This window comes from Shewanella sp. MTB7, assembly GCF_027571385.1.
Lineage (GTDB): Bacteria > Pseudomonadota > Gammaproteobacteria > Enterobacterales > Shewanellaceae > Shewanella.
Genome location: NZ_CP085636.1, coordinates 795572 through 819356 on the forward strand (window position 1 = coordinate 795572; position 23785 = coordinate 819356).

Genomic DNA, 23785 nt, shown 5'->3' on the forward strand with positions numbered 1-23785 from the left:
TTTTTCTTTTAAATATTAATTACTGACTATTTTTGTAGCTGAGCTTTTGCGGCTTCAACTTTAGAGAAATCTAAGCCTAGTTCAGTAACGGCTTCTTTGATTAAAGCCGGATTTTGCATAACAAGGGTCATAAGTTGCTGTAGCTTTTCTGGCGGAATGCCTAACTGGCCGATCATGCCCATGGCCATCATTGGGTTTTCTGTCATTGCTTGGAACAGTTCACTAATTTGTGTGTCACTGATATCGTGTTCTTTTAAGATCGCAAGAATTGGGTTCATTGCACTGCCTACTTGGGGTTAAAGTTAACTTGGTACTGATTCTATCACTCATCTAACTAAATGATAGCAGTTGCATAAGAATTGCGTCAGTCATGGATTTACTCCTACTAACTCCCCTCCTAGACTAGGTTAACTGGACTTGATGCTAGAAACCGCATAGCTTTAGATATCGTGTTGCGCATTTTCTGATACGGATTGGTATGAACCGCTATGGCTAAATATTTAGCTCTTCTTTGTTTCTTTTATCTGCTGTTTATTGGCTCTGTTGTATCCGCTAATCCTTGGGGGCGAGTGAGTGAACCTTTGAGCGGAGAATCTAGGGCAATAGGAAGTTATGCAAATGGCTGTTTATCTGGCGGTGTCGCCTTGGCGAATGTGGGAGAAGGGTTTCAGGTTATGCGTACCTCACGCAATCGATATTATGGTCACGCTGATCTGGTTAGTTTTATTGAGGAGTATTCACTAAAAACCAAACAAACGGGTTTAGGCGATCTTCTTATCGGCGATATGTCGATGCCCAGAGGCGGTAACTTTACGTCGGGTCACAGGAGTCACCAAAGTGGTTTAGATGTCGATATCTGGTTGCGTCAGGTCGATAAAGCGCTATCGACTCAAGAGCTTGAAGTACCAAAAATGCAGGATGTCGTCAATCGAAAAGCCTTTAAGGTCAACGCAAATTGGTCAGATGCTCATCAGAGCATGATACATCTCGCAGCTCAAGATTCACGTGTGGCCCGCATCTTTGTTAATCCAGTGATAAAGCAACAACTTTGTGATAATCGTGGCCAGAATTCTGACTGGTTACAGAAGGTACGCCCTTGGTGGGGGCACTCATCTCATATGCATATCAGACTTAAATGTCCCGAGGGTAATGAACTGTGTGAGGAGCAAAAACAGCCACCCAAGGGGAATGGCTGTGATGAGCTAAGTTGGTGGAGGGAGCAGATGACTGCACCGAAAAAAGTGAAAGACACTAGCCCTACGCCTAAGGCAAAACCAACACCTAAAAAAATAAAGCCTAAGCAATGTATTCCTCTACTCGGTTCAGGTCTGGTTGATAAGCTAGATTTATAAGCTAGATTTATAAGCTAGATTTATAAGCTAGATTTATAAGCTAGATTTATAAGTTAGGTATTTTTAACTGTTGAGCGCATAGCCACCTTTGAGGTGAGCCACGTTTGCAAATCCAAGGCGGCGCATAGCTTGTGCTGCGACCATAGAACGACTACCACTGCGACAAACAAGTACCCACTCGGATTCTTTATCGCTCTGATGTTCTTGAATAAACTGTACCAAGCGTGTCATCGGGATATTAATACTTGTATTCAGCACATGTTCGGTATCACTTGGCTCGTTGCTGGTATCTAGCTTATGTTGCAGGGTATATTCATGGGGTTCGCGAATATCGAGAATTGTCACATGATTGGCAGTTGATAGTCGTAGTTTGAGATCTTCGCTGTTGTACTCCTTAATTTGGGCCTTATCACCGCTAGTATTATAGGCACCACATAGGATCTCGCCACCCACTTCATCCTGTAGATTAGCGTCTAAATCAGCTTTTCTAGTTGTGAATTGTGACTCACTGATTGCACCTGAGAGTACTATTTTTAACAACGGGTTACGTGTCACTTCGACAGACAAGCTGGTGGTAAATTCATTATTGTAGTCGTGACTGGCACATAACAGAGTTTGTTGACCTATGAGGCGATTTAGTTGTTTTAGGCTGTGGTACATCAGAATAGCGCTGCTTGAAGCGAAATTAGTTCTTCCCAGCGTGCCCATTAGAACCGTATCCCCACAGAAAGCATAGCGTGTATGGGTAGTGAGTTTGTGTGGGTCGGATGTCAGTAATAAGCTGATACTGTCATCGGTATGTCCTGGAGTGGGGACCTTTATTAAGGTTAGTTCTCCGAGATTCAGCGCGTGATATGTTTCATCAGCGAGCGGCAAACTATCTGTATTAATCGGCCAGCCTAGCGCATCAGTTTTCTGGCTGGCCAGGTATTTTTGTGCTAATGCAACACGCCCTGACACATGATCTGCATGGCCGTGGGTATCTAAAATGGCAATAGGGGTGAGCTGTTGGCATTGAAGTAAAGTATCTATACGCTTCTCAAGTTCAGGAAGGGGATCGATGACCAAGGCTTGCTTACTCTTCAGATCGGCATAGATCCAAGTGCAGCTAGAACCGGATCTTAATTGAACCAGTCCATCTAACGGGGCTCTATCTTGTAGAGTTTGAGAGTCATCTAACATCAGGCAACTATTGGATAGTGCTTTTGCTGCTGAGCGGATCCTCAAGCAAGCTATGTCAATTTCAGTTTGGGTCATCGCAGGTCCAAAGGAGAGTCGAATAGCGGATTCACTCTGCCATGCGGGTAGACCCATGGCATCTAGTACAAAGCTTCGTGTCACCTTTGAACTACAGGCGGAACCTGAGCTGACACGGATATTGGCTGCATCGAACAGATCCATTAGCTCTTTGCTGCTAAAACCGGGAACGGCGAAGTTGAGTGTGGTAGGGACACTATTTTTAAACTGGTGATTAAATACGATATCGGGAAAAGCTTGAGACAGGCTATGGCTCAATTGACGCCGGTAGTCAGTGAGCGTGTTCAGATCATAAAAACTGCTGTTATCTTGGTCTAGCAGCATCTCAAATATTACATTAAGGGCTGCTAAACCTGGGAGGTTTTCTGTACCTGAACGCAGCCCGCTTTCTTGTCCACCGCCTGCAATAAAGGGGGTAAATGGCGCACTATCACGTATATAGATAAAACCAATTCCCTTAGGAGCATAGAGTTTATGGCCGCTAAATGGCGCATAATCTATGCTGGTTGTTGCTAAATTCATTGGTCGCTTACCCAGAGCTTGTACGCAGTCAACTAACCAAAAGACCTCTTTGTTCTGCTCGCGTATACAGTGCTCAAGCTGTTGTAGATCTTGATACACACCGGTTTCATTATTGACTGCCATGGTGCATATCATTAAGGCGTTATTCACTTCATTTTTTATAAATTCTAGATCCAATTCACCAGTATGATCGACTGGGATGGCTATGATCTCGGCATGGATCCCTAAAATTTCATTCCAATGCGCCAGAGAGTTGGGCACGGCTTTATGTTCAGTCGCTCCGTATAAAAGACTGTATTTTTTGCCCGTTTGAAGCTGTGTTTTCGCTTTAATTAGGCCTGATATTATGCCGGTTTGAATTCCCTCAGTAGCGCCACTGGTGAAGATGAGCTTGCCATTACCTGTGCCTAACAGTGTCTTAGCCCGTTGACGGGTTTGCTCCATTAAGTGTTTGGCTTTCAGGCCGGTAATATGACTACTACTAGGGTTACCGAAGAGGTCTTGCATGGCATTCATAGCCGCTTGGGCAGCTTGTGGAAGTACAGGTGTTGTTGCGTTTGCATCGAGATATATCTGGCTTAAATTAGTTTTTTGGCTCATAGGTTACTCATATTATTATCATTAACCCGTATATAACTTAAGGGTATAACTAATTTCGTTAAGTTATATTAGCAGCTTTGCAGGAGTGAACAAGGTCACATTTACGTGGTAACGTGTCAGTCAGAGATTGAGCAGGAGAAAAGGCAGATTGAAGAAGTTGCATAGCCAAGAACCATGTCGGTGTTTCCCTTTTTGATTACTGACTGATTGGGGGCAGGGTTGGCTTATAGTTTCTTATGTGTTCAATTCTGTCACCCAATGCCGGGTGTGTACTCATCCAGCTGGGCATGTCGATGAGTTGTTGTGCACTTAATTTATCAAATAGATCCGCAAGAGGTTTTGCGCTTTGATGCCATAAGTAGAGTTGTTGTGCAGCAAACTCATCGGCTTCACTCTCATGCATTCTTGAGTAAGTTAATCCTCCACCTAGCACTGCTACACTGGTAAGGGTATCTGATATACCACTGCTGTCGCCGATTACCATCGCTGCGGTAATGGAGAGTATGGCGGTTTGTACTAGGTTGGTCATAACATGGTTACTCTGAACATGGCCCAGTTCATGGAGTATGACTCCTTCTAGTTGGTGTTCCTCGCTTGCCAGCTTTACCATGGCATCGGTGAGAATGACGGTTCCATCGGCCAGCGCAAATGCATTCGCATCGGCATCAGCATATTTGAGTTCCATTTTAGGCGGATGTTTAAAGGTGATGCCCTGATTTGTGAGTTTGTCTATTACAGCATTAAACCTCAAATTAAGCTGGTGCTGCTGCTTTTTTTCCAACTTGGATGCCTCAAACCCCATCTCATCGAGCATAGTGAGCCCTTGCTCACCTAACTTTCTAGATAGCTCAACAGGAAGTTGATTAGCGATCAATTTAGCGGCTTTAGGGACACCGTAAACATAGAGTCCATATCCGGTAAATGCGGTGATAACAGTGGCAAGGCAGATGAGTAGCAAATTACGTTCAAGCTTGACTAAAAGGGGCGTTTTACTGTGTCGATTTATCCAGCTATTGAGCTTATTAGCATCACTACTGATAAAGACCCAACCACTGGCGAAAGTGATATTTCTTGGTATAGAGCCGAGAGCATCTGATAACGTGACTGCATCTAGCTGACATTGATATTGGTGCGGCTCACTTTTAAGAATAATAAAGCCATTGCTGCTGAGTGTAAGCTCAGCAGCGTGTTTTGTGGAGTTTTGGGGTGCCATTAAGTGCCCCTTTACGATTTGGTTCATCGTGAGACGTTAGACGATATTGAGATTGATGTCGAAGACATCAACCATCTCATCGGCAATGGCATTACTGGTTTCAATATTATGATCTTGTACAGCCATTAAGGCGAGATCGCCATCCAGTTGGGTAACGCTTGCCATATACTGGGCATGTCTTATGTCAGCCCAAGCGCGTCCTAAGCCTAAGGTGAAAATCGTTAGCAGCAGGTTAGTGATGATCAGTGTCAGATACCCACCTAATGTCATGTTGGATACCAGTTGCAGCTCATTATCGATCTGGGTTTTACTAAACAAATAGTTACGAATTCTGGTTTTGACGAATGCAGCGATAACAAAGCCAATAAAGAACATGTATAGATAGCCTGCAAAAATGGTGAGAGCCGATGACATCTGTGTTGCGGGATCGATAACCTCGCCGGTGAAAAGGGCTTGGATAGTATCGAACATCCCCAGAGCGATGATCAGGAGAAATCCTAGGATAAATGAGCCAAGAAATAGCGCCCCACCCAAGGCTGCAATTTTAGCGTATTGTCTGATATTTAACCCCGCATTAAAGGGCTTATCGCCATATCGATAGCCGTTAACCACATAGCTTGCCATACCGACCATGACCCAGGCATAACCGAATACCGCGGTTAAGGTAAATAGCAGTATTCCACCAATAATAGCGACAGCGGGATGACTATCCATGAACAGAGCTGCAAATCCAAAGGAGGAGATAATGATGAGTGCATAGGTGGCTAAAGGCTTAACTAATATGTTGAGATAGGCGCTGGAGTAGCTGCCTTCAAAATTAAATCGTACATTTCTGAAGCGTGTAATTCTGGCATCAAAGCGGATGTTTCTGACTGATAAATAGGGGAGCGCTAAAGCTAATAGCAGGCCACATACAATGGCTGCAATGGGATTAATACTCGATAAAATAGTCCAGGCGATCAGTGCGACTACGGCAATGATACGTCCAATTAAGATCTGCATAGGTTTAGCAAGATACTCAAAGCGATCACCATCTAACTCTGTATTACCGTAAAAATAGGTGTTGGTTCTAACTTTTGCCCAGGCTGAGTAGATACCGAGGGTCACTATGGTGAGTAAGATATTAACGATCCAAATGCCGAAAAATTCACTGGCGTTACCGTGAAAGTTAAAGGAGTGCTGTTTAGTCGATAGATCCGTATTGTGCTCAGTCATTATATTTCCTTCCGTTGGAATAGATCTATATTAGAGACGATATGGGTCCATATATCAATTAACTAAGGTTATTTTTTTGTTAAATTTCAAGCCGTTTACCTAAACCCAAAGCGATGGCATTAACTTTGGGCTATTAGGTATCGTTTTTAGGGTCAAAGCTACAGCGTTTCTTTAATCTCCTCGATCAGTTTGTGCCACTGAGGATATTCGGCAAAACTGGTTGTCAGATTGCCCCATGGGCGCAATGTGGACTCTTGTATTACTTCGCTATCTATTGCGCCTGATTTGAGTTGGTATAGGTAATAGAAGGCTGAGGCACGATAGTTTGCTGCGCAATGAATAAGGATATCTTTATCTGAATTGGCATCCATGACCTTAAAAAATTGCTCTACATCTTCTCGTGTTGGCTTGTTCCAGTCGACGCCAATGTGAACATACTCCATGTTCGCACCTGTGACTAAACTGGCTTCATCTTGATGACCACTGGCGTTGCCAGCCGGAATTAGATTGATGACCAGATCGACACCAGCTTGTTGTAGCTTAGAGAACTCAGCTTTACTCGGTAAACCTGAAGTGATGATGTTGTCGTTATTAAACTCAATGGCTTTAATTCCTTCCAGTGTATCGGGGGAGATAGCAGCTTGAGTTGTGAGCGAAAATATACTTGTGAGTAATGCGATCATTAATACTGATTTATTCATGTTCTATTCATTCCATTTGGGAAGACGATTGGTGTCATGCCATTTAGAATATCAGCTTGGGGTTTAGTTCCTAGTTTAAGTTCTATGTGTGAATTAGCTTATAAAATCAATAAATTCTTGACGTTTATCTGTTATTCCCGTGAAAGTATTTGTACTGAGAGAGGAAACAAAAAACCGACAGTTAGGTCGGTTTTTAATTAATATAATTAGGTGTCGGTTAGTTATATCTTCACTTTAATGACCACTTTACGAACTTTTTCTGGTGTCGGAAAAGTGCCTGGCATATGCATATCTTGGGGAAAGAAAATAGCAAACATCCCAGCCTTAAAAGGGATGAAAGTAGCATCAGACTTATTACTCTCGTAATCGAATTCAGCATAGTCATGCTCAGCAAAGTAAGGCCGTGACGGTGTCTGATCTGCGAGTGGCAGATAACCAAATTCCTCTTCGCCACTGACAACATATTGGACGTCGATATATCGCTGGTGGACCTCAAAAGACTCACCCTCTTTTGGTTTAGTCTGGTAATCGTTGACGATAACAAAAATATCTTTGCCATCGAGCTCATAGTTTCCCACTTCAAGTTGGCTAAAATCTGTCTTGGATAGATGGACTAAGGCTTGGGTGAGTTTAGGGCTAAGGTGAGAGTATAACTTAGCGTTACTTAAAGTATCGACGATCATAATGGGCTTAATATGGATAGAGGTATATAGGAGGAGTTTAACCTTGTCTATGTTTGCCGTAAATATGAATTAAATAATGTAATGGCAAAGGGCAATGTTATGGGGCACCTTGAAGTCTTTTAAAATTATGGTGATTTTTGCAACAAATACCTGTCATAAGCTGTCTAATATAATTCAGCCTTTAGTACTGTTTGTTATGTGTGGAACATATGGTTAGCTACAGAGAACAGTTTCAACTGCTACACTTTAAGATCGTTAGTTTTTTATTTTATGAAATTAGTTAAAACTGGTACTTTCTAGCCGTTACCTACCCTAAGGGGAGGAGGTTACTATGAAAACACAGGAGATGGCGTTAATCACGCGAGATGCTTTGTTGCTGCCCGATGGAAGGCTTGAGCTGAATATAATAACCCCCAATCACCTGAAGATGGTCGCAGATGTATGCAAAGGCAAATACCCTTTAGCCTTTGGTATGTTTAAAGCCAATGGTACACCTCCCTGTTATCCTAGCGTTACTCAATGTGAGATCATCGATTTTAATCAAGGGAACGGCACCAGTTTGAACATAGTGTTGGAGGGTAAGCAGAGAGTGAAAATATTATCCGCTGCCCGGCAGAGAAATGGTGTCTGGATAGCCAGAACACTGCCAACTTGTAATTGGCGTGAAGAGCCTATCAGTGGCGAGTTCGAGCTGATAAGCGCAGCTTTGGAACAGTTCTATGAGGTAAACCCTGATCTGTTTGAGCTTTATTCTAAGGTTTATTTGCAGGATGCTTCCTGGGTCAGTCAACGTTGGTTGGAAGTGTTACCCCTCTATAATAAAGATAAATTAACTTTGATTAACCAACCTGATTGCCACCAAACAATGGAGTTTGTGCTAGAGCTGATAAAGTCACATGCGGATTAACTCTTGCAATTGTTTAGTTGGTGTCATCATCCTGAATTCGCTTTAGGATCCAGCATTAAGGTTTCTACTTCCTGTTACACTCACTTTCTCTATTTTCGGTAATTCTGTTAAAATGACACTTCTTATCTCTGAGCTATTTGAGTTACTTGAACCCTATGTCCTCTTCTGTCCTTGCAAGCCAAGCCTCCTACGTTGTTCTGTCTGAACATATTACCGACAAACCTACTGTGTTGAGTTTTCTTGCTGAGCGATTCGAACAGATTGGTGCTGATGTATGGTGTGCCAGAATAAGTGCAGGCAAAGTGCATTGGCAGGATGGCAGCTTAATTGATATTGATACCCCTTACAGGCCAAGAGCTAGAGTCTACTATTATCGAGAAGTGGAGAGTGAAACTAAAGTGCCATTCGATGAAGAGGTTATCTATCGTGATGAGCAAATCATTGTCGCTTTTAAACCTCATTTTCTTGCATTGTACCCAAGTGGAAATGTGATCAATGAGTGCTTAGTTAATCGACTTAGAATGAAGACGGGTATTGAGACTATTGTCCCTGCGCACAGGTTAGACCGAGCGACAGCTGGGTTGGTTTTACTCTGTCTGCAGCCTGAGCACCGTCAGCAATATCATGATCTCTTTAAATTTGGTTTGATCCGCAAAGAGTATCAGGCATTAGCCAAATTAACTCCTGAGTTGATAGCGCAACACCAGAGAACGGAATTAACCTTGCCTATTCACTGGACTGTTAAGAATCGCATGGTAAAAGGAGAGCCAACATTTACCATGCGAGTGACAGAAGGTGAGGCTAATAGTCATTCAGAGATATCTCTTATTGAAGTGAGAGGCGAGATTGGTGTATTTAATCTGTCGCCAATCACTGGACGAACTCATCAGCTTAGGGTGCATATGCAAAGTTTAGGCATGTCGATTTTAAATGACAGATGTTATCCGCACCTGCAAGATAAAGCTCAAGATGACTACAATAAACCACTTAAGCTACTCGCCAGACGGCTCAAATTTACTGATCCTGTAACCAATAAGTTGATAGCGCTAGAATACACAGCCATTGAATCTTAAGGTCTCTTTGAATATTGTATACCTTCATTGTATTTCTGCTGGCTTAGCTTTATGCTTAAGGTTAATTAAGTGTTCTCATTAATCGCAGAAACCTCAGCATGTGGTAGGGGTTGCTCATAGAATAAGGAAAATATAATGAGTAAAATGACCCTCACTGTAGGTTTCGTTACTTTAGTCGTCGCTGCTTCATTGGGTTATCAGAGCTTTTCTGACAGTAGCACGGTGACAGTGTCTAACGCCGTATCTAATGCAGAATCAGGCAATGAACAAAATTTAGCGTCACAGAAGCAGGCTAGCCCAGCTGTTGTCGAATTCGCTGCAAGTCCTTCATCTCGAACAGCCATTACATTACCATCGAGTGATGTTATCAGTGACGCTATAACTACAGAAGTTTCAGCTGATCAACATTTAGCTGATTCGATACCGACTCGAGAATCTGACCGTGATATGCAAAGAATGCCGCGTCAGGCTTTAGAACCTATGCGCACTCCGGGGGCAGGACCTAGGGCTGGAGAAGATTATGCGCATCACCCAAGACCGGGTAGCGAACAGTCGATTACGGCTCCAGTAAGCAGGTCTGCACCAGAGCCAACTCCGACGAATTAAACTGAATCGTTAGTGGATAACAATTAGTGCTCTGCCAGTTGCTGTTGATGCTTATTCACTAATCGTCAGTTTCTTTAACTGTCGAATGGGATCCATGTTTATCGCTGCAGGGTCTTTCGAAAAGAGTTTCGCTCATATCAGCGTGCAGTACGGCTATTTTTGTTGGAGCACCATTTTGAGCAAAGCTCACCATACCAATGCCACTCTTATTAAATAATCGCTGACTTGGGGCACCATTGGGCCTACGTCCTCGTATCGACATACGCTTACGTTTGGTGAAGAAGTTTAATGGGGAGAAATGTCCATATAACCAGCCATTGAGTTTATCCAGTATAGGCAGTAGTTTTTCTGGAAACTGATTCTTAATGCCACTGCAGGTTATCTGGTATATTTTAGGTCCTCCTTTACGAAAACGAATACGAATATCATAAGCAAAGGAGTAGTGAACATCCCCCGATAGGATCACAAACTGCTCAGGGGTTTTTCTGTGCTGGAAGATACTAAGCAAGGTGTTGGCTGTACCTGGGTGTGCCATCCAGTTTTCAGCATCTACTAATAGAGAGCCGCCCAATAAAGTTGCTGTTCTCTGTATGGTTTCAATTAACTTTACGCCGAACATCGGGGCGGGAGAGATAATGATGACTTTTTTCTGTCCTACTAGCTCATGTTGGAACTCCATTAACGCTTCCCAGTCCATTAAGCCGGAAGGTTTAGCCAAATTGGACTCACTGCGCCATCGTTGAGTTCGAGTATCGAGAACCACTATTTTAGGACTGGTATTAAGATTGTAATGCCAGTGCTCAAACTGCAGTAAATTATCGATAAGCTCATTGTGGTAGGCTTCATTAGGCTGATTAAAGAAGGTGTTTAGGCTGGGAATTATTTCAGCTTTAAATCTCTTTGGCGTATTGCCCAATCCTTGAAACAGTGCATAACCTATGAGTGCATTGCCGATAATTCTTTTTGAAAATGCATGCCCATAAGCGGCTTCCTCCCATTTGGCCGTTAGATTCCAGTCGTCGGTAACATCATGATCGTCAAATATCATATAAGTCGGCAGGTGAGCCAAGAGTCGTCTGACTTGCTTAAGTCCAGCCTTGAATTCGAGTATGTGGGTCCATTCACGTTGCCACCTAGCGGTATTAACAACAGATAAACCAACCACCTTTTTGGGAATATCTACGCGGTTCCACAGTTCAGGTGACCAGGTAAGCAGATAAAATGCGATGATCTCACCAAGACTGACTAGATGATTTTCGGCAATTGAAGAGGTAAATATGGGGTGGTTTCGGTACCAACTACCTAGTGCCGTTTTCGCAGGGTAGTTGGTTTTAGGCAGTAAGTTTTTATGACGTTGATACAAAGCTGCAGGATGATAACTAATCGCGTCACTACCGGAGAGCTGCGCATGGGTGAACTTTTCATGGGGTAAACCCAGCAGTTTGATCACTTCGCCAATCGCGTGGAGCATAGGACCTGCAACGTCATCAACATAGACCTGGTCACCACTGAGCATCAAAAGCGCAGGTCTGGCTTGCGGACCTATATTCTCTTCGAGTTGGCTATCTGCCGCCACTAAAGCATCACCACTGTGATGGTGGGCATTACGGCATGAGCCATGGAGCATATGATCAATTTCAGGCTTGATGACAAAGTTTGGCGTTATTTGTTGGCTGTAGTTCAGGCCATCTATGCCACTGAAAATAGGACCCTGTTGTTTATCTGCTAAAGAGTAGTTTATCTGAACATTGATTGGCAGCAGTTCTGGCTTACTAAGATGAACCATATATTGATAAGCTTGGCTGCCTAACTTGATGCAATCTAGTTGCTCAGTATCTAAACACTCATTGAAAAATGTTTGCTCTTCTCTTACATCGCTAACAAGACAACTGAGTGTCAAAGTGAGGGATGTCATGGGTTGACTGGTAACAAACCAGAGCGTGAAGTTGTCGCGATCACAATGACGGAGCATGGGACCTGCAATTAACAGGGGAAGAGGGGCTACAGACATCATCAACTCAATATATCAAACTTATGTTATTACTTACCAGACTAAACAAGTGGATATGAATTGCAAAGGGAATTCAATGAAAAAGGGTTAATGATAGTTGGGGATTTATAGAGGGTGTTCCTTGTACTGTAAGGAACTGTAGTGAGATCACTCTTCTTTAGTGATAAAGGGATCCGCATAGATATGTTTGATCTCGGCTCCGGCTAAATAGGCTCGCTTTTTCATTTTAGCGACCATTGCTGGGTGCCCGCATAGATATACCTGCCAACCTTTTAAACTCTTATGATTTTTTAGTGCTAGATCGTCAGCGTGTATACGATCAGCCCCTTTCATCTCAGTACCTGAAACAGCGCCGCAGTAATGAAAGTTGCCAAATTTCTTGGCAAGATTGGTCAGGAAATCTTGGCCGTATAGGCCATTTATGGTTCGACTGCCATGATAAAGGTATATGTCGCCTTGATGGTTGTTATCTAGCGCATCGCGGACTATTCCCATCAAAGGAGCAAGTCCACTGCCGGTTCCTATCAGCAGTATAGGTGCTGATTTTGCCATTTTTTGATAGTAACAATGGCCGAAAGGACCACAAATGTCGACGCTGTCTCCCACCGATAACTCTTGATGGATCCATTGACTCATGGTGCCTTTTTCCATCTGCTGAACATGGATTTCAAGCATGCTGTCCTGTGTTGGTAAACTGGCGAGTGAGTAGCTCCGCTTAAGACCATCGGTGCGTTTAAGGTTGATAAACTGCCCCGCGTGATAATCGAATGGTGTTGCGGGATCGAAGGTGACGCGACAGATGCGTTCACTTAAATGTTCAATGGCAGTGACACGGGCAGAGGTAAATATCTCATCTTGCTCTATGGCCGCTAAGGTGAGTTCCCCTTCAGGATGACAAATACAGGGCAGAAAATATCCCAACTCCTTCCAACTGGCGCGTATATCAGGCTGGGAATCTGTGACATCGCCCTGTTCAGCTTGCAACATACAGGTATGGCAGTTGCCACTTTTACAAGAATAAGGCAGGTCAATGCCCTTTCTAAGCAGAGCATCGAGCACACTTTCTTGTTCATTTAATACTATGGTTTGCCCTTGCCAATAGACTTTGAACATTGGCTATAGGCCTAGTACATCATCATGGGTGCTACCAGCGATTGTCATGACCTGTTCGATTAACTCATCAGGCACGCTTAGCTCTTGTAGTGTTGCTTGTAAGTGTCCGGCTACCGTGGTGAAGTGGCTAGTATTGACTCCTTGTTTAAGCAGTGGGGCATGGGCTTCGCGTAATGAAGCGCCTGTGTAGCTATTGGGTCCACCAAATGCCATGGTTAAAAAACTTTTTTGCATTGCTCTCATGCGATCCATATCGACATCATCAAAAAACGGACTAATGCTGTCATCGGTTAACACTTTACGATAGAAAATATCCACTGCCGCATCGACAGCCGCATCGCCACCGAGTTGTTCAAAAAGAGTTGTCATGATCTTTCCTTGTCTTTTTGTTAAAACATAACGAATGGTAGAGACTGATAAGGAGTCTCTGAGTAAACAATAAAAAAATGGTATCTTTTTGAGGTTAGAACACTATTGTCAGACGTCAAGGTTATTGGGTACCTTAGCCTAAGCGAGTAAGTGATAAATAATATTAAGAATCAATAGAGTTTGAGAGACTATGGAAAAATTAATTAACACCCCAATGGGTAGACTAAGTCGGTGCCTCTACCTGATCTTGGCATTAATCAGCTTGCCGTCCGCCGCCGATATCGGTGATACGCCAGTTATCGGTGGTGTGTTTAATGCTAGTGAGATAATGAGAGATCAAATTGTCTCCTCCTTGAGTGCTTCTACTAAGCTGACTCGTGATATCACACTGTTTACCATTGCGGGTGTCTCTCTCGATGTGTACATCCTGACACTTCCTCTGGACAGTAAGGTTAAAGCCAGCGTTATCGCTCAGCTTAGCGATCCGACTTACGCCATTCCCTTGGGTCATTTCCTCTATAGTTTTTACGATCAATATACCGGCGTGAGCGCGGATGATGAGTTTAAGCAGTATCTGAATCGTGTTTATTCTTCTGAGCAACTTAAGGATTTTGAGCACAGTTTGTATCAGTACGGAGATAAGCTAACTCCTGAGGATAAGCAAACATCTGGTGAACAGGATAATAGCCAAGGGATAAAAACGGATAGCCGGTTTATCCCTTCTATGGTGACCATTTATGATGCTTTAGTGGAGATTGGTGAGTGGCAGGATATGGACGCATTACCGCATCACTACACCTACCTTACCCAGAGTCCAACAGATCTAGCTTTGATAGGTAAAATTCAACCAATTATTGTTGAGCTAATGGTAAAAGCGACTGGGGGAATGGAAGCAGGAGAAATGAAAGCTGCGCTACAGACTATCATCGAAGATGGTAAGCCTGAGCATCGAAATCGAGTGGATAATAAGGCCCAAGCGTTAACCATTACCCTAATCGACTTCGTTCGTCTCAATGTACTTAAAGCTTATCGTCAGTTTGTATTTAAGCAAGAACGAGAAGAGGCATTAAATGCTTGGATGCAGGATACCTTTGATGAAAGTCCCGATAGCTTAATTCAGTTTCTAACCTCACAGCAGGAGCGACGTTATGGAGTACAAGTGGCCGTTGATGGTTTGCAACAGGGCTTGCTTGAAGGCCTAATTGACCCATCAACACCTTTTATCAAACATGCTAATCAGATCCACGAATCTCGTACAAGTTTTAAACCTAAAAGTGGGGAGGTCAAACAGCCTGAACATGAGCAGCAAGTTAAGTTTATGGGAATGTTGGCAAAGACTCAGTATGACGATCCCCATTATTTACCTTTCTTTAAGCAATTATATAAAACTAATCGGGACTCAATTGCTCAGGTGGGGATCTCATCGACGCCAACCATTAGTGTGCGTAATCTGCCTATCATAAAAACTGGTGCCAAGGTTTCTGGAGAGCGAGGAACGGGGATCCCCAACTTTCACTTTGTAGACAGAGAAGAGGACAGGGCTTATTACTTCTTTGGTAACGATGCTCTGCAGCTGGACAGGTTAATGGAAAGCTCAGGCGTGCAAACCATGTTTGACCGATTGGCTTACCTCATCACCCTTAATTGCAATGCGCAGTATGATTGGAACGCCCATACCAGTTTTGACGGATTAGTGAATCTGGGATTGGGTGAAGTGCAACGAGATTATGGTGAGAAACGGTGCTTAAGAGAGTTAAAAGATCGCGCTAAGGTTGAAGTTAAACTGCGTCAATTTCGTCAGGGCTTGATTGAGGATATACAGGGCTATCAAGGGATTTATTTTCTCGATATTTTTACTAAATTAACTAAAAAATGGAAAATAGAGCAGAGGATAACTGAACTGGCAAGTCTGGATGGACAAGGGATGCCAGATTTCACCTTGATCTATAACCCCTGGCCGGATCATTTTGCGCATTTTACCGGCCCCTTTAGTGACGAGATCATCATGCCAACGGGGGAGCTAAATAGATTGGATTATTGGCTATCTCGAACTGAGCTAGTTTATAAAGAAGCTGGGATCTATGATCAAACCTTGTGGGGCATGGCTGGAGATCATGGTTTAACACCTGTTTTCTATGCACTCAACCCCGAAAAATCAGTATTTTCAGCGTTGTCAGAGGAGCTAGGGTACCCAATTTTAGTGAAAAAAATATCCTCTGATGAGGGCGAAGGCCCTAAGATCACCAATGCATTGAATTACTCGAGTAACAAAGGCGTTGATATTCTTGTCGCATCGACAGCTGGCGGCAACATGATGATGGATCTGTTTAATTCTGCATTGGGATGGAAGGTGCAGCCGACTTATAAAGAGTTAATTCGCTGGACAGCCATCAATGCAACGGATCCATCCCAGACGATTGATATCGTGGCTGAGACAGTTAACAGATTGGCGGACAGTCTTGATTATATGGTGTTGCGGGAGCAACAGTGTAGGTTTAACCAGTGCCAAATTCGCCTGATTGGATACCGCGACGGGGTACGTCTTGATGAGCTGGTGGAGCTAAGGGGAGATAAGTTGCTCTATACCAGTGTATCCGTTACTGAGTCAGGGGGCGCTGAGCCCGATATTGAGCCAAAGTTGCTCGACATCCAGACTCTCAATCCATATCGAGAGCAGCCGACAGCAGCAGAATTGAACAAATACTCCGCTTTAAAAAACAGATGCTTGCACCAAGCCAAAGAGCAGGAGCCAGAGTCATGGTGCAGTGTCCAACAATGGCGAGCACTAACAAGATTTACCTTAAGGCCTGATGCCGTGAATCAAGTGGCAAGACTGTATGAAGAGGATAGGGCGGGGACAATCAATCTGTTCCCTAAGGCGGGAATAGGCTTCAACACTAAAGTCCCTGGTCGCCATGCTGGTGAAGATTATCTCGAGAAAGACGCCTTTATCGGATTTTGGGGAGCGCCAATAGGTGATGCAGTCACGCCGTTAACGATCGAGGAGAACGGTTCACTGGCGCCAACCATCTATGAATTTTTAACTGGAGAAGCTGTTGTGCCCGGTAAAAATGGTTGGGGCTATCCATCATTGCTTGAAAAGCTAGATGTTCAATAAGTTGAGCGAACTTCAAATAAGAGAGAGAAAGTATATTTATTTTAATAGGCTATTTAGAACTTGTTTTTTCATGTGACTCAAATGCCCTGTTTTCGTGACCTTTCTGTGATATTTAAAGCTTATAGTCGATATTTCCAGTTTAATATATTGACGTTAAATATAGATTTAATCCTTTTAATTACAGTGAGATCTATGACATGGAACATATTAAAAAATTAAGTTTAATGCTTTTTGCGATTTGCTTATCTCCGAGTTTGTTTGCCGAGAGTTATGCCGGTTATCATCGTGAAGCCGTTTATGAAGTGACGGTGACTAATTTGACCAAAGGCATCGCATTTACCCCATTATTAGCAGCGACTCACAAGCCTGAGATGCAGCTGTTTACACTAGGTGAGCCATCCAGTGAGAATATCGCTAATGTTGCTGAAGGTGGTGATATTAGTGGTTTAAAAGATGAACTAGACAGTTCATCTAGAGTCGCCAATACAACAAGCACGGATGGATTGCTGACCAATGGTCAAAGTGTGACTTTTGAAATTAGTGCGAGTCGCAGATTTAGCCGTATCAGTTTGATTTCGATGTTACTGCCAACAAATGACACTTTGGTTTCATTAAGAGCAAAAAAATTACCTAGAAGACGTGGTCAAACTGTTCACTACAATATGCGTGCCTATGATGCAGGTTCAGAAGCAAATGATGAGTTATGTGTGAACATTCCAGGTCCTGTGTGTGGTGGTAATCCCTTCTCTGCACCTGATGCCAGTGATGAAGGTTACTCATACCCAAGCCCAGGTATTCACGGTGAGGCCGATTTAGCTCAGTCACTGTACGATTGGAGTGGTCCTGTTGCTAAAGTCAAAATTAAGCGTATTTACTAACTATTCACTAGCTTTAGTTATTTGATAGATGTTGAATCATTTTGCGAGTCATAAGACTCGCTTTTCCCCCCTGATGATTCCATTTTCTATTCATCAACTTGACAAGTTCTACGTCGCCTTAGGATTAAGGTAAATATCATTAAGCTGATGATACCAAGGGCTGTGACTATCAACCAGAAAAGGTGTTGGTGATGATGGTAAAAGGCGAGTATAGGCGTGAGTTCATCACGGATCAGTACCGGCCCTAAGCCAAAGAGTGTGAGCCAAAGGCCTGTGGCAAGCGTGTTACCGAGCAGAAACTTGTTAAGTGACATCTTGGCCATACCACAACCAATAAAAATGGTCTGTTTAAGGCCTTCAATAAAGCGACTGAGTAACAGAGCGACTAAACCATACTTACCAATAAAACCGTGGAGTTTGGCTTCTGTGCTCTCTTTTATCCAACCTTTTTTTAGTAGAACATCCCCAAATTTGATCCCCAAAAAATAACCTAAACTGTTGCCAATAAAGGCACTGCTACCAGCGACGATAAGTACAAGTGGAAGTGACATCTGTCCTGCAGCAGCAAGCAGGCTGGCGACGATCAACAAGGATTGACCGGGAGCTGGGATCCCTACGCCTTCGATGGCGATAGCAAGCGCTAGAATGAGATAGCCGTATTGCTGCAGCCAAGGTGTCATCTCAGTCATGATATGTTGTAAAGCTTCAGGCATGAGCAGTCTGTCAGAGTGAAGGTGAGCTTGTTCTATAATAACGCTTGTTTACATGATGAAGGCAAATGTTTCCAAAATTTAATCTATCACCTGTTCTACTACTTTGAGCTTCCAGATGATGAGCGATGCCAGTTGCACCAATGCCAGTATGCTTAAAATGTGTAAGCAGGTATTGATATCAGAGCCAGTAAGCCAGAGTACACCGGCGCCTAACCCATAACCCACAGTTTGATATTTAGAAACTAATCCGGTAGCGATCGCTTTGCATCCTTTGCCAGCTAACTGGCACAACAAGGTGGTGATCTGCAGTTGTAAGATGGCGAATGCTCCGCTGAGTAGAGGAACGGCGATGAATAGAATGTGTGGGATCGCCAGTTGCATCAAAGTCAGAGACAGCAGTAACATCATATTGGCCAGCAACATCATTTTAAAATGGTCGACTTTGTTTAATCGGGATGTCAGGCCATGGCTAATGACCATAGTCACAGCGGCTAAGGTCATTAATAAAGAGAGATACTGACTGGTCTCTTCGCTGGAGTAGTGCATCGTCTCTTGTACCATAGGGGTTAGTAAAAAGGTAACGCTGCTGTAGGTGATACAGATTAAGGTGATACAGATAAGCAGGCTATGAGCGAACTTATTGTCGAGCTTACTTTGCCTGAGGTCTTTATTGGTCGCTTCCAGTTCAGTGTTGCCTATGTGTGTCTGAATTGAGCGGCTAAACCTAAACACACTGAATAGACAAATTAGGGGAGCAAAACAGAGGAAGAGTATAGGTGCCAGCCAACCAAGCCAGATTAGGAACATAGCGAGTAGTGGGCCAATAAGCCTGCCAACTGCCATGGTTGCTGACAGTTCTGCCAGTTTTTTCATTGTCTGTTTCACATGGCTTAATTCGGTCAACCAAGCTTGGCAACTCGGTACAATTGCTGAGGCTGTCATGCCATAAATGAGTCTAGAAATGATGAGGATTAATACGACCCATAAAAGCGGCCATTGCAAAGAGGCACTTCCCCACAGTGCCAACAACATCACGATAAAACTCACACTGAAACCTAATATCCCCCTCAATAACACCTGAGCATATCCTAAACGCAGTGAAAGTTTGGCCCAGATAGGAATACTGAATAGAAATAGTATTGAGCCTAGGCTCATCAGCATGGCAAGGCTTTCGATTGAGAGCTTTGTTTTATCGATAAAAATGGGGGTAAATACAACTAAGATACTTTGACTTAATCCTAACAGCGGCGCCGAAACAAACAGAGGCCAGGGACGTTTTTCCATCTTCCATATTCGAATATGTAAACCTTGTTGACATGTTAATGGTAATGATTATCATTTGCAACTTAATATATTGTTAATTAGATACGGGTGTTATAGGGATGTTGAATAACGAGCAGAGTGAGCATGTCGATTTGGCCGCTCAATGTTTTTTTAATGGATTACTGAAAGAGTTCCATGTATGGCGACAGGACGCTAATCATAAATTCGTATCGATAAACTTGCCTGAATGCGGTGTTGAATTGCAGCTTTCGTATGCCCATTTATCCCATTGCGGACCCCATACGTTTACTTTCCCAATTCGTTATCTCGATGGTAATCGTGAAGGCTCATTGAGCTTTGAGCGTGCTTTAGCCTTAATTCTCAATGAGCCTTCGATTGTCGGTGAGCTGTCTGAAGAAAGCAGAGATCTATTTAAAGACAGAGTGATACAAAGTGCCGCGAATACTGCTAATGCAATCAGCAGCAGATTCGATGATCTTGTTCATATCTATAAAGGTAAATTGAACTTTATTGAAGCTGAACAAGCCCTGTTAGTGGGACATAACATGCATCCGGCGCCTAAAAGCCGCAGTGAGTTTAGCGGTGCCGACATTCGTTTTGCTCCTGAGAGTGGTGACAGTTTTGGACTTCACTGGTTTGCGGTTCATCGAACAGCTTGGCAGGGGGAAGTTTACGGCAGTGATGTACAGACGACTATCGCTGTTATTGCTGAAGATCTTAAGTTGGATTTTGGCATTCTACCGGCTGATTTCCAGCTTATGCCGATGCACCCTTGGCAGGCCGCAGTACTTAGAGAACGGGATGATATAACTCACCTATTCGCATCAGAGCTGATTTTAGATCTCGGTATTCACGGCGAAGGCTGGCGGGCGACCACATCACTGCGGGCTATCTATCATCCCGATTGCCGGTTCATGATCAAATACTCATTGAGTGTGAAATTAACTAATTCAGTACGCCATCTTTCGTTGAAAGAGGTGCGCAGAGGCATGTTGCTCGAACAGATATTGGATGCGGATAAGGGGCTGGAGCTGCAGCAGCGTTACCCGGGAATGACCATTATGCGCGAGCCCGGTTTTGCTGCGCTACAAACATTGGAAGGTGAGGCCATAGAGGAGAGCTTGTTTGCCTTTAGGGTCAATAGTTTCTGGAAGCAGCCTGAGCGTGAATCTTTAGTTCTGGCAACCTTGACTCAAGCGGATCCCTTAGGCGGAAACAGTGCATTGGCTAATATGGTACTTGGTCGCGCAGAGGAGCGTGGAGAATCGACATCAAGGGTTGCACAGCAATGGTTCCAAGGGTATTTAGAACAAGTATTGGAACCCTTAGTGACAGCCCGAAGTGATTACGGGGTGATTTTTCTAGCCCACCAGCAAAATATTGTGGTGGATATCGAAGATGGCCTGCCTGTAGGACTCTTCTATCGGGATTGCCAGGGAACGGGTTTCACCTGTGCAGCTCAAGAGTGCTTTGCTGAACAGTTAGGCGATGTCACCCCAGAAAACTTTATGTCACACCAGTTTGTTGACCCCTTTATTAGTTACTACCTGATATTTAATAGCAGTTTTAGCGTGATTAGCTCCATGGCTTCGGCAGACTTGGTGAAAGAGTCTGTACTCCTGACTCAGTTGAGATTGTTTATGGGACATCTACAACAGAAGGGGTATAAAGATCCTGGATTTGTCGACTATCTTCTAAATTCAGAGTCGTTGATATTTAAAGGTAATTTTTTTGTTTACTTGAGCAATATTAATGAAAACAGTATCGAAGATCCAAGTGAAATTTATCAAGAGATCCCAAATCCACTCTATCTAAAGCCGGATGGAAAATGCTTGGTGAAACGCTTGCCAGATCACAGTCTGATGGGATTTACCGAAGGCAATAGAATCTGCGTTGAAACAGCTGAGTGTTTACTCGACGTTTATCTGACTGAGCATGACGGCATGAGAATCTTGCTGCCCGCCAGCCCAAACTGTGAACAGTCACGACTCTCCTATCTACAGATGTTGTCGCTGCTTGAACACAGTATCTTTTGTGGCGTAGCCAAAGGCATCAGTTTGTCGTTATCCCATTGGGGTCAGCTTTGTTATGACAAGCCTGCACGTTGGATGTGTGTCGATGATAATGCGTTGTTTATTGGCATCTCTCAATTTGAACAAAATCCGGATCTGTGGCTACTCATCTCTAACCAGTCCCTGCCCGAGAGTCTAGTTGAGGAGGAAGTTACCCACCCTTTAAGGCCCCATCATCCCCAAGGTGTTTTCTATCGCCGTTTTAGCTATGAACTCGGCCAAGAGCTGAGCTTACGGCTTGTTGATCCTGAGACTGATCTTGAGCTCTTCCACCAATGGATGAATCAAGCGCGAATCGCAGAGTTTTGGGAGCTTGATAAGTCTAAAGAGGAGCTACTTGCATATCTGCACAAGGGAGTGGCGCTGAAGCATCAGTTTCCTGCTATAGGCATGATTAACGGTAATGCTTTTGGCTATTTCGAATATTACTGGACTAAAGAGGACAGACTTGGTCCTTACTATGACGCCGATAATTATGATCGCGGTATTCACCTCTTGATCGGTAATGAAAGGTATCTTGGCAACCAATACTGGAAGGTATGGGGCAATTACTTTATCCAATACAGTTTTCTCGCAGATAGCAGGACAAAACATCTGGTTGGTGAGCCCAGAATAGACAATAAAAATGTGATTAAGCTATGGCAATACTTTGATTTTGAAAAGGTGAAAGAGTTCCACTTCCCCCATAAGCATGCAGCCTTAGTCGTAGGTAAACGTGAGCGCTTTTTCGAGCAGATGGCACGTTACTATCGGGAGAGTCAATCATGAGTAAAGATATGAAGCATTTCGATCTTTTTGGCATCGGCATTGGTCCCTTTAATTTGAGCATTGCCGCGCTCTCTCAAGGCATAAAAGGACTCAATATTGCATTTGCTGATGCCCACAAGTCGATGACTTGGCATCCCGGGTTACTGCTTAATGATGCAAGAATGCAGACCAGCCCCCTAAAAGATATGGTGACGGCTGTTGAGCCGACGAACCCTCTCTCTTTCCTCTCATATCTGGTGAATAAACGTAAGATTTACGCTTACATGGCGGCGCAGATGAATACGATAAGTCGTATCGAGTTTGCCGATTATCTAGCTTGGGTCGCGGATAGAGTGGATAACCTCATGTTTGATAACCCCGTCGATGCGGTGGAGTTTTCCGGTGATAAGTTTCTTATTCACAGTAAGCGGGGGATCTATACCAGTCAGCATATCTGTCTTGGTACGGGCAAAATTGCTCATTTGCCAGCGTGTGTTAAGCCACATATGAGCTCTAAATGCCTCCATGCCAGCCGTTTAGCTTTAAGGGAACGAAATTATCAAGGAAAAACGGTGGCCGTTGTTGGCGGCGGACAAACCGGCGCCGATGTATTTCTTAATCTTCTGCAGCGTCAATGGGGCGAACCTACACGGGTTATCTGGATCTCAAGACGACCTAACTTTCAGGCGTTAGATGAAGGTGTATTTACCGACCAATATTATACGCCGGGCTATGGACAGATTTTCTATGGACTGAGTGACGGAGTTAAGCAGCAAGAAGTGAAACATCAGAAGCTTTCCAGCGACGGTATTACCAATGTGTCACTCAATGAGATATATCAGCATCTTTATCAGGAGCGGTTTATTAAAGGTGAAAAAGATAGTGACAAATGGAGTTTGCGACCCCACAGAACTTTAACTGAGATGCGTCAGCGCGATGACCAGTATGAACTCACATTGGTTAACGGCATCACAGGTAACAGCGAATTGATCAAAGTGGACGAGTTGATTTTATGTACTGGATTTGAGTCGCAGATCCCAAGTTATCTATCGCCGATTAAGCAGAAGCTGGATATCGATCAATATGGTCAGTTTAACCTGAATCGTGAGTTTTCTGTCGCTTGGGATGGACCTAAAACCAACAGGGTCTATGCGGTTAATGCAGGAGTTCATAGTCACGGTATTTTAGAGCCGCAACTTAGTCTCACTGCTTGGCGTAGCGCCACCATCATCAACGACATGCTTGGCTACGCTCACTTCGACCTCTCATTGGAGGAATCAATTATAGATTGGGGCGAGGGAAAGCTGGTCTCAGAAACAAGAAATATTATTAATCATCAGGGAATATAATC

The 23785-nt window shown here is 43.7% G+C and carries 19 protein-coding genes; 8 read left to right on the forward strand and 11 right to left on the reverse strand.

The genetic code is table 11. The annotated features are described in order from the left end of the window. Positions 1-26 precede the first annotated feature (26 nt). A complete protein-coding gene (locus HWQ47_RS03255) occupies positions 27-278 on the reverse strand; it encodes a DUF2999 family protein (protein ID WP_269969764.1) in 252 nt (83 codons plus the stop codon). Between the two features lie 210 nt (positions 279-488). On the opposite strand from HWQ47_RS03255, the gene mepA reads away from it, so the two are divergent. After that, positions 489-1352 carry a penicillin-insensitive murein endopeptidase gene (mepA, locus tag HWQ47_RS03260; protein WP_269969765.1) on the forward strand — a complete coding sequence of 288 codons (864 nt, stop codon included), beginning with the start codon at positions 489-491 and terminating at the stop codon, positions 1350-1352. 63 nt (positions 1353-1415) lie between these two features. Here the strand turns inward: mepA and HWQ47_RS03265 are convergent, their stop codons facing one another. The 5 genes from HWQ47_RS03265 to HWQ47_RS03285 all read right to left on the reverse strand — a co-directional run bounded on the left by HWQ47_RS03265 (position 1416) and on the right by HWQ47_RS03285 (position 7543). Beyond that, on the reverse strand, positions 1416-3731 hold the full coding sequence (locus HWQ47_RS03265) for an aminotransferase class V-fold PLP-dependent enzyme (protein WP_269969766.1): 2316 nt from the start codon (positions 3729-3731) through the stop codon (positions 1416-1418). A gap of 196 nt (positions 3732-3927) precedes the next feature. After that, on the reverse strand, positions 3928-4971 hold the full coding sequence (locus HWQ47_RS03270; protein WP_442802067.1) for a M48 family metallopeptidase: 1044 nt from the start codon (positions 4969-4971) through the stop codon (positions 3928-3930). A 9-nt stretch (positions 4972-4980) separates the two neighbouring features. Next, positions 4981-6159: a YjgN family protein gene (locus HWQ47_RS03275; protein ID WP_269969768.1), complete on the reverse strand. Its 1179-nt coding sequence runs from the start codon at positions 6157-6159 to the stop codon at positions 4981-4983. A gap of 158 nt (positions 6160-6317) precedes the next feature. After that, the gene (locus HWQ47_RS03280) at positions 6318-6860 is read right to left on the reverse strand and encodes a protein tyrosine phosphatase family protein (protein WP_269969769.1); all 543 of its coding nucleotides are present in this window, start codon (positions 6858-6860) and stop codon (positions 6318-6320) included. A 221-nt stretch (positions 6861-7081) separates the two neighbouring features. Beyond that, on the reverse strand, positions 7082-7543 hold the full coding sequence (locus tag HWQ47_RS03285; RefSeq protein WP_269969770.1) for a YhcH/YjgK/YiaL family protein: 462 nt from the start codon (positions 7541-7543) through the stop codon (positions 7082-7084). A 331-nt stretch (positions 7544-7874) separates the two neighbouring features. Between HWQ47_RS03285 and HWQ47_RS03290 the strand changes: the two genes are divergently transcribed. The 3 genes from HWQ47_RS03290 to HWQ47_RS03300 all read left to right on the forward strand — a co-directional run bounded on the left by HWQ47_RS03290 (position 7875) and on the right by HWQ47_RS03300 (position 10129). Then, positions 7875-8450, forward strand: coding sequence for an LON peptidase substrate-binding domain-containing protein (locus HWQ47_RS03290; RefSeq protein ID WP_269969771.1), 576 nt, complete (start codon positions 7875-7877; stop codon positions 8448-8450). Between the two features lie 155 nt (positions 8451-8605). After that, positions 8606-9523 carry a pseudouridine synthase gene (locus tag HWQ47_RS03295; protein WP_269969772.1) on the forward strand — a complete coding sequence of 306 codons (918 nt, stop codon included), beginning with the start codon at positions 8606-8608 and terminating at the stop codon, positions 9521-9523. A 135-nt stretch (positions 9524-9658) separates the two neighbouring features. After that, the gene (locus HWQ47_RS03300; RefSeq protein ID WP_269969773.1) at positions 9659-10129 is read left to right on the forward strand and encodes a hypothetical protein; all 471 of its coding nucleotides are present in this window, start codon (positions 9659-9661) and stop codon (positions 10127-10129) included. 58 nt (positions 10130-10187) lie between these two features. Here HWQ47_RS03300 and HWQ47_RS03305 read toward each other — a convergent pair whose 3' ends face one another. The 3 genes from HWQ47_RS03305 to HWQ47_RS03315 all read right to left on the reverse strand — a co-directional run bounded on the left by HWQ47_RS03305 (position 10188) and on the right by HWQ47_RS03315 (position 13622). After that, complete coding sequence (locus tag HWQ47_RS03305) at positions 10188-12143, reverse strand: alkaline phosphatase D family protein (protein WP_269969774.1); 1956 nt, start codon at positions 12141-12143, stop codon at positions 10188-10190. A gap of 144 nt (positions 12144-12287) precedes the next feature. Next, positions 12288-13253: a 2Fe-2S iron-sulfur cluster-binding protein gene (locus HWQ47_RS03310; protein ID WP_269969775.1), complete on the reverse strand. Its 966-nt coding sequence runs from the start codon at positions 13251-13253 to the stop codon at positions 12288-12290. A gap of 3 nt (positions 13254-13256) precedes the next feature. Beyond that, on the reverse strand, positions 13257-13622 hold the full coding sequence (locus tag HWQ47_RS03315) for a group I truncated hemoglobin (RefSeq protein ID WP_269969776.1): 366 nt from the start codon (positions 13620-13622) through the stop codon (positions 13257-13259). 190 nt (positions 13623-13812) lie between these two features. Between HWQ47_RS03315 and HWQ47_RS03320 the strand changes: the two genes are divergently transcribed. Continuing rightward, positions 13813-16740: an alkaline phosphatase family protein gene (locus HWQ47_RS03320; RefSeq protein ID WP_269969777.1), complete on the forward strand. Its 2928-nt coding sequence runs from the start codon at positions 13813-13815 to the stop codon at positions 16738-16740. 197 nt (positions 16741-16937) lie between these two features. Further along, a complete protein-coding gene (locus tag HWQ47_RS03325) occupies positions 16938-17618 on the forward strand; it encodes a spondin domain-containing protein (RefSeq protein ID WP_269969778.1) in 681 nt (226 codons plus the stop codon). Positions 17619-17704: 86 nt separating this feature from the next. On the opposite strand, the gene HWQ47_RS03330 is transcribed toward HWQ47_RS03325, so the two are convergent. Beyond that, the gene (locus HWQ47_RS03330; RefSeq protein ID WP_269969779.1) at positions 17705-18331 is read right to left on the reverse strand and encodes a DedA family protein; all 627 of its coding nucleotides are present in this window, start codon (positions 18329-18331) and stop codon (positions 17705-17707) included. Positions 18332-18409: 78 nt separating this feature from the next. Further along, the gene (locus HWQ47_RS03335) at positions 18410-19615 is read right to left on the reverse strand and encodes an MFS transporter (protein WP_269969780.1); all 1206 of its coding nucleotides are present in this window, start codon (positions 19613-19615) and stop codon (positions 18410-18412) included. 98 nt (positions 19616-19713) lie between these two features. On the opposite strand from HWQ47_RS03335, the gene HWQ47_RS03340 reads away from it, so the two are divergent. Next, positions 19714-22455, forward strand: coding sequence for a GNAT family N-acetyltransferase (locus tag HWQ47_RS03340; protein WP_269969781.1), 2742 nt, complete (start codon positions 19714-19716; stop codon positions 22453-22455). Continuing rightward, positions 22452-23783 carry a lysine N(6)-hydroxylase/L-ornithine N(5)-oxygenase family protein gene (locus HWQ47_RS03345; RefSeq protein ID WP_269969782.1) on the forward strand — a complete coding sequence of 444 codons (1332 nt, stop codon included), beginning with the start codon at positions 22452-22454 and terminating at the stop codon, positions 23781-23783. Before HWQ47_RS03340 ends, HWQ47_RS03345 begins: the two co-directional genes overlap by 4 nt. Positions 23784-23785 lie beyond the last annotated feature (2 nt).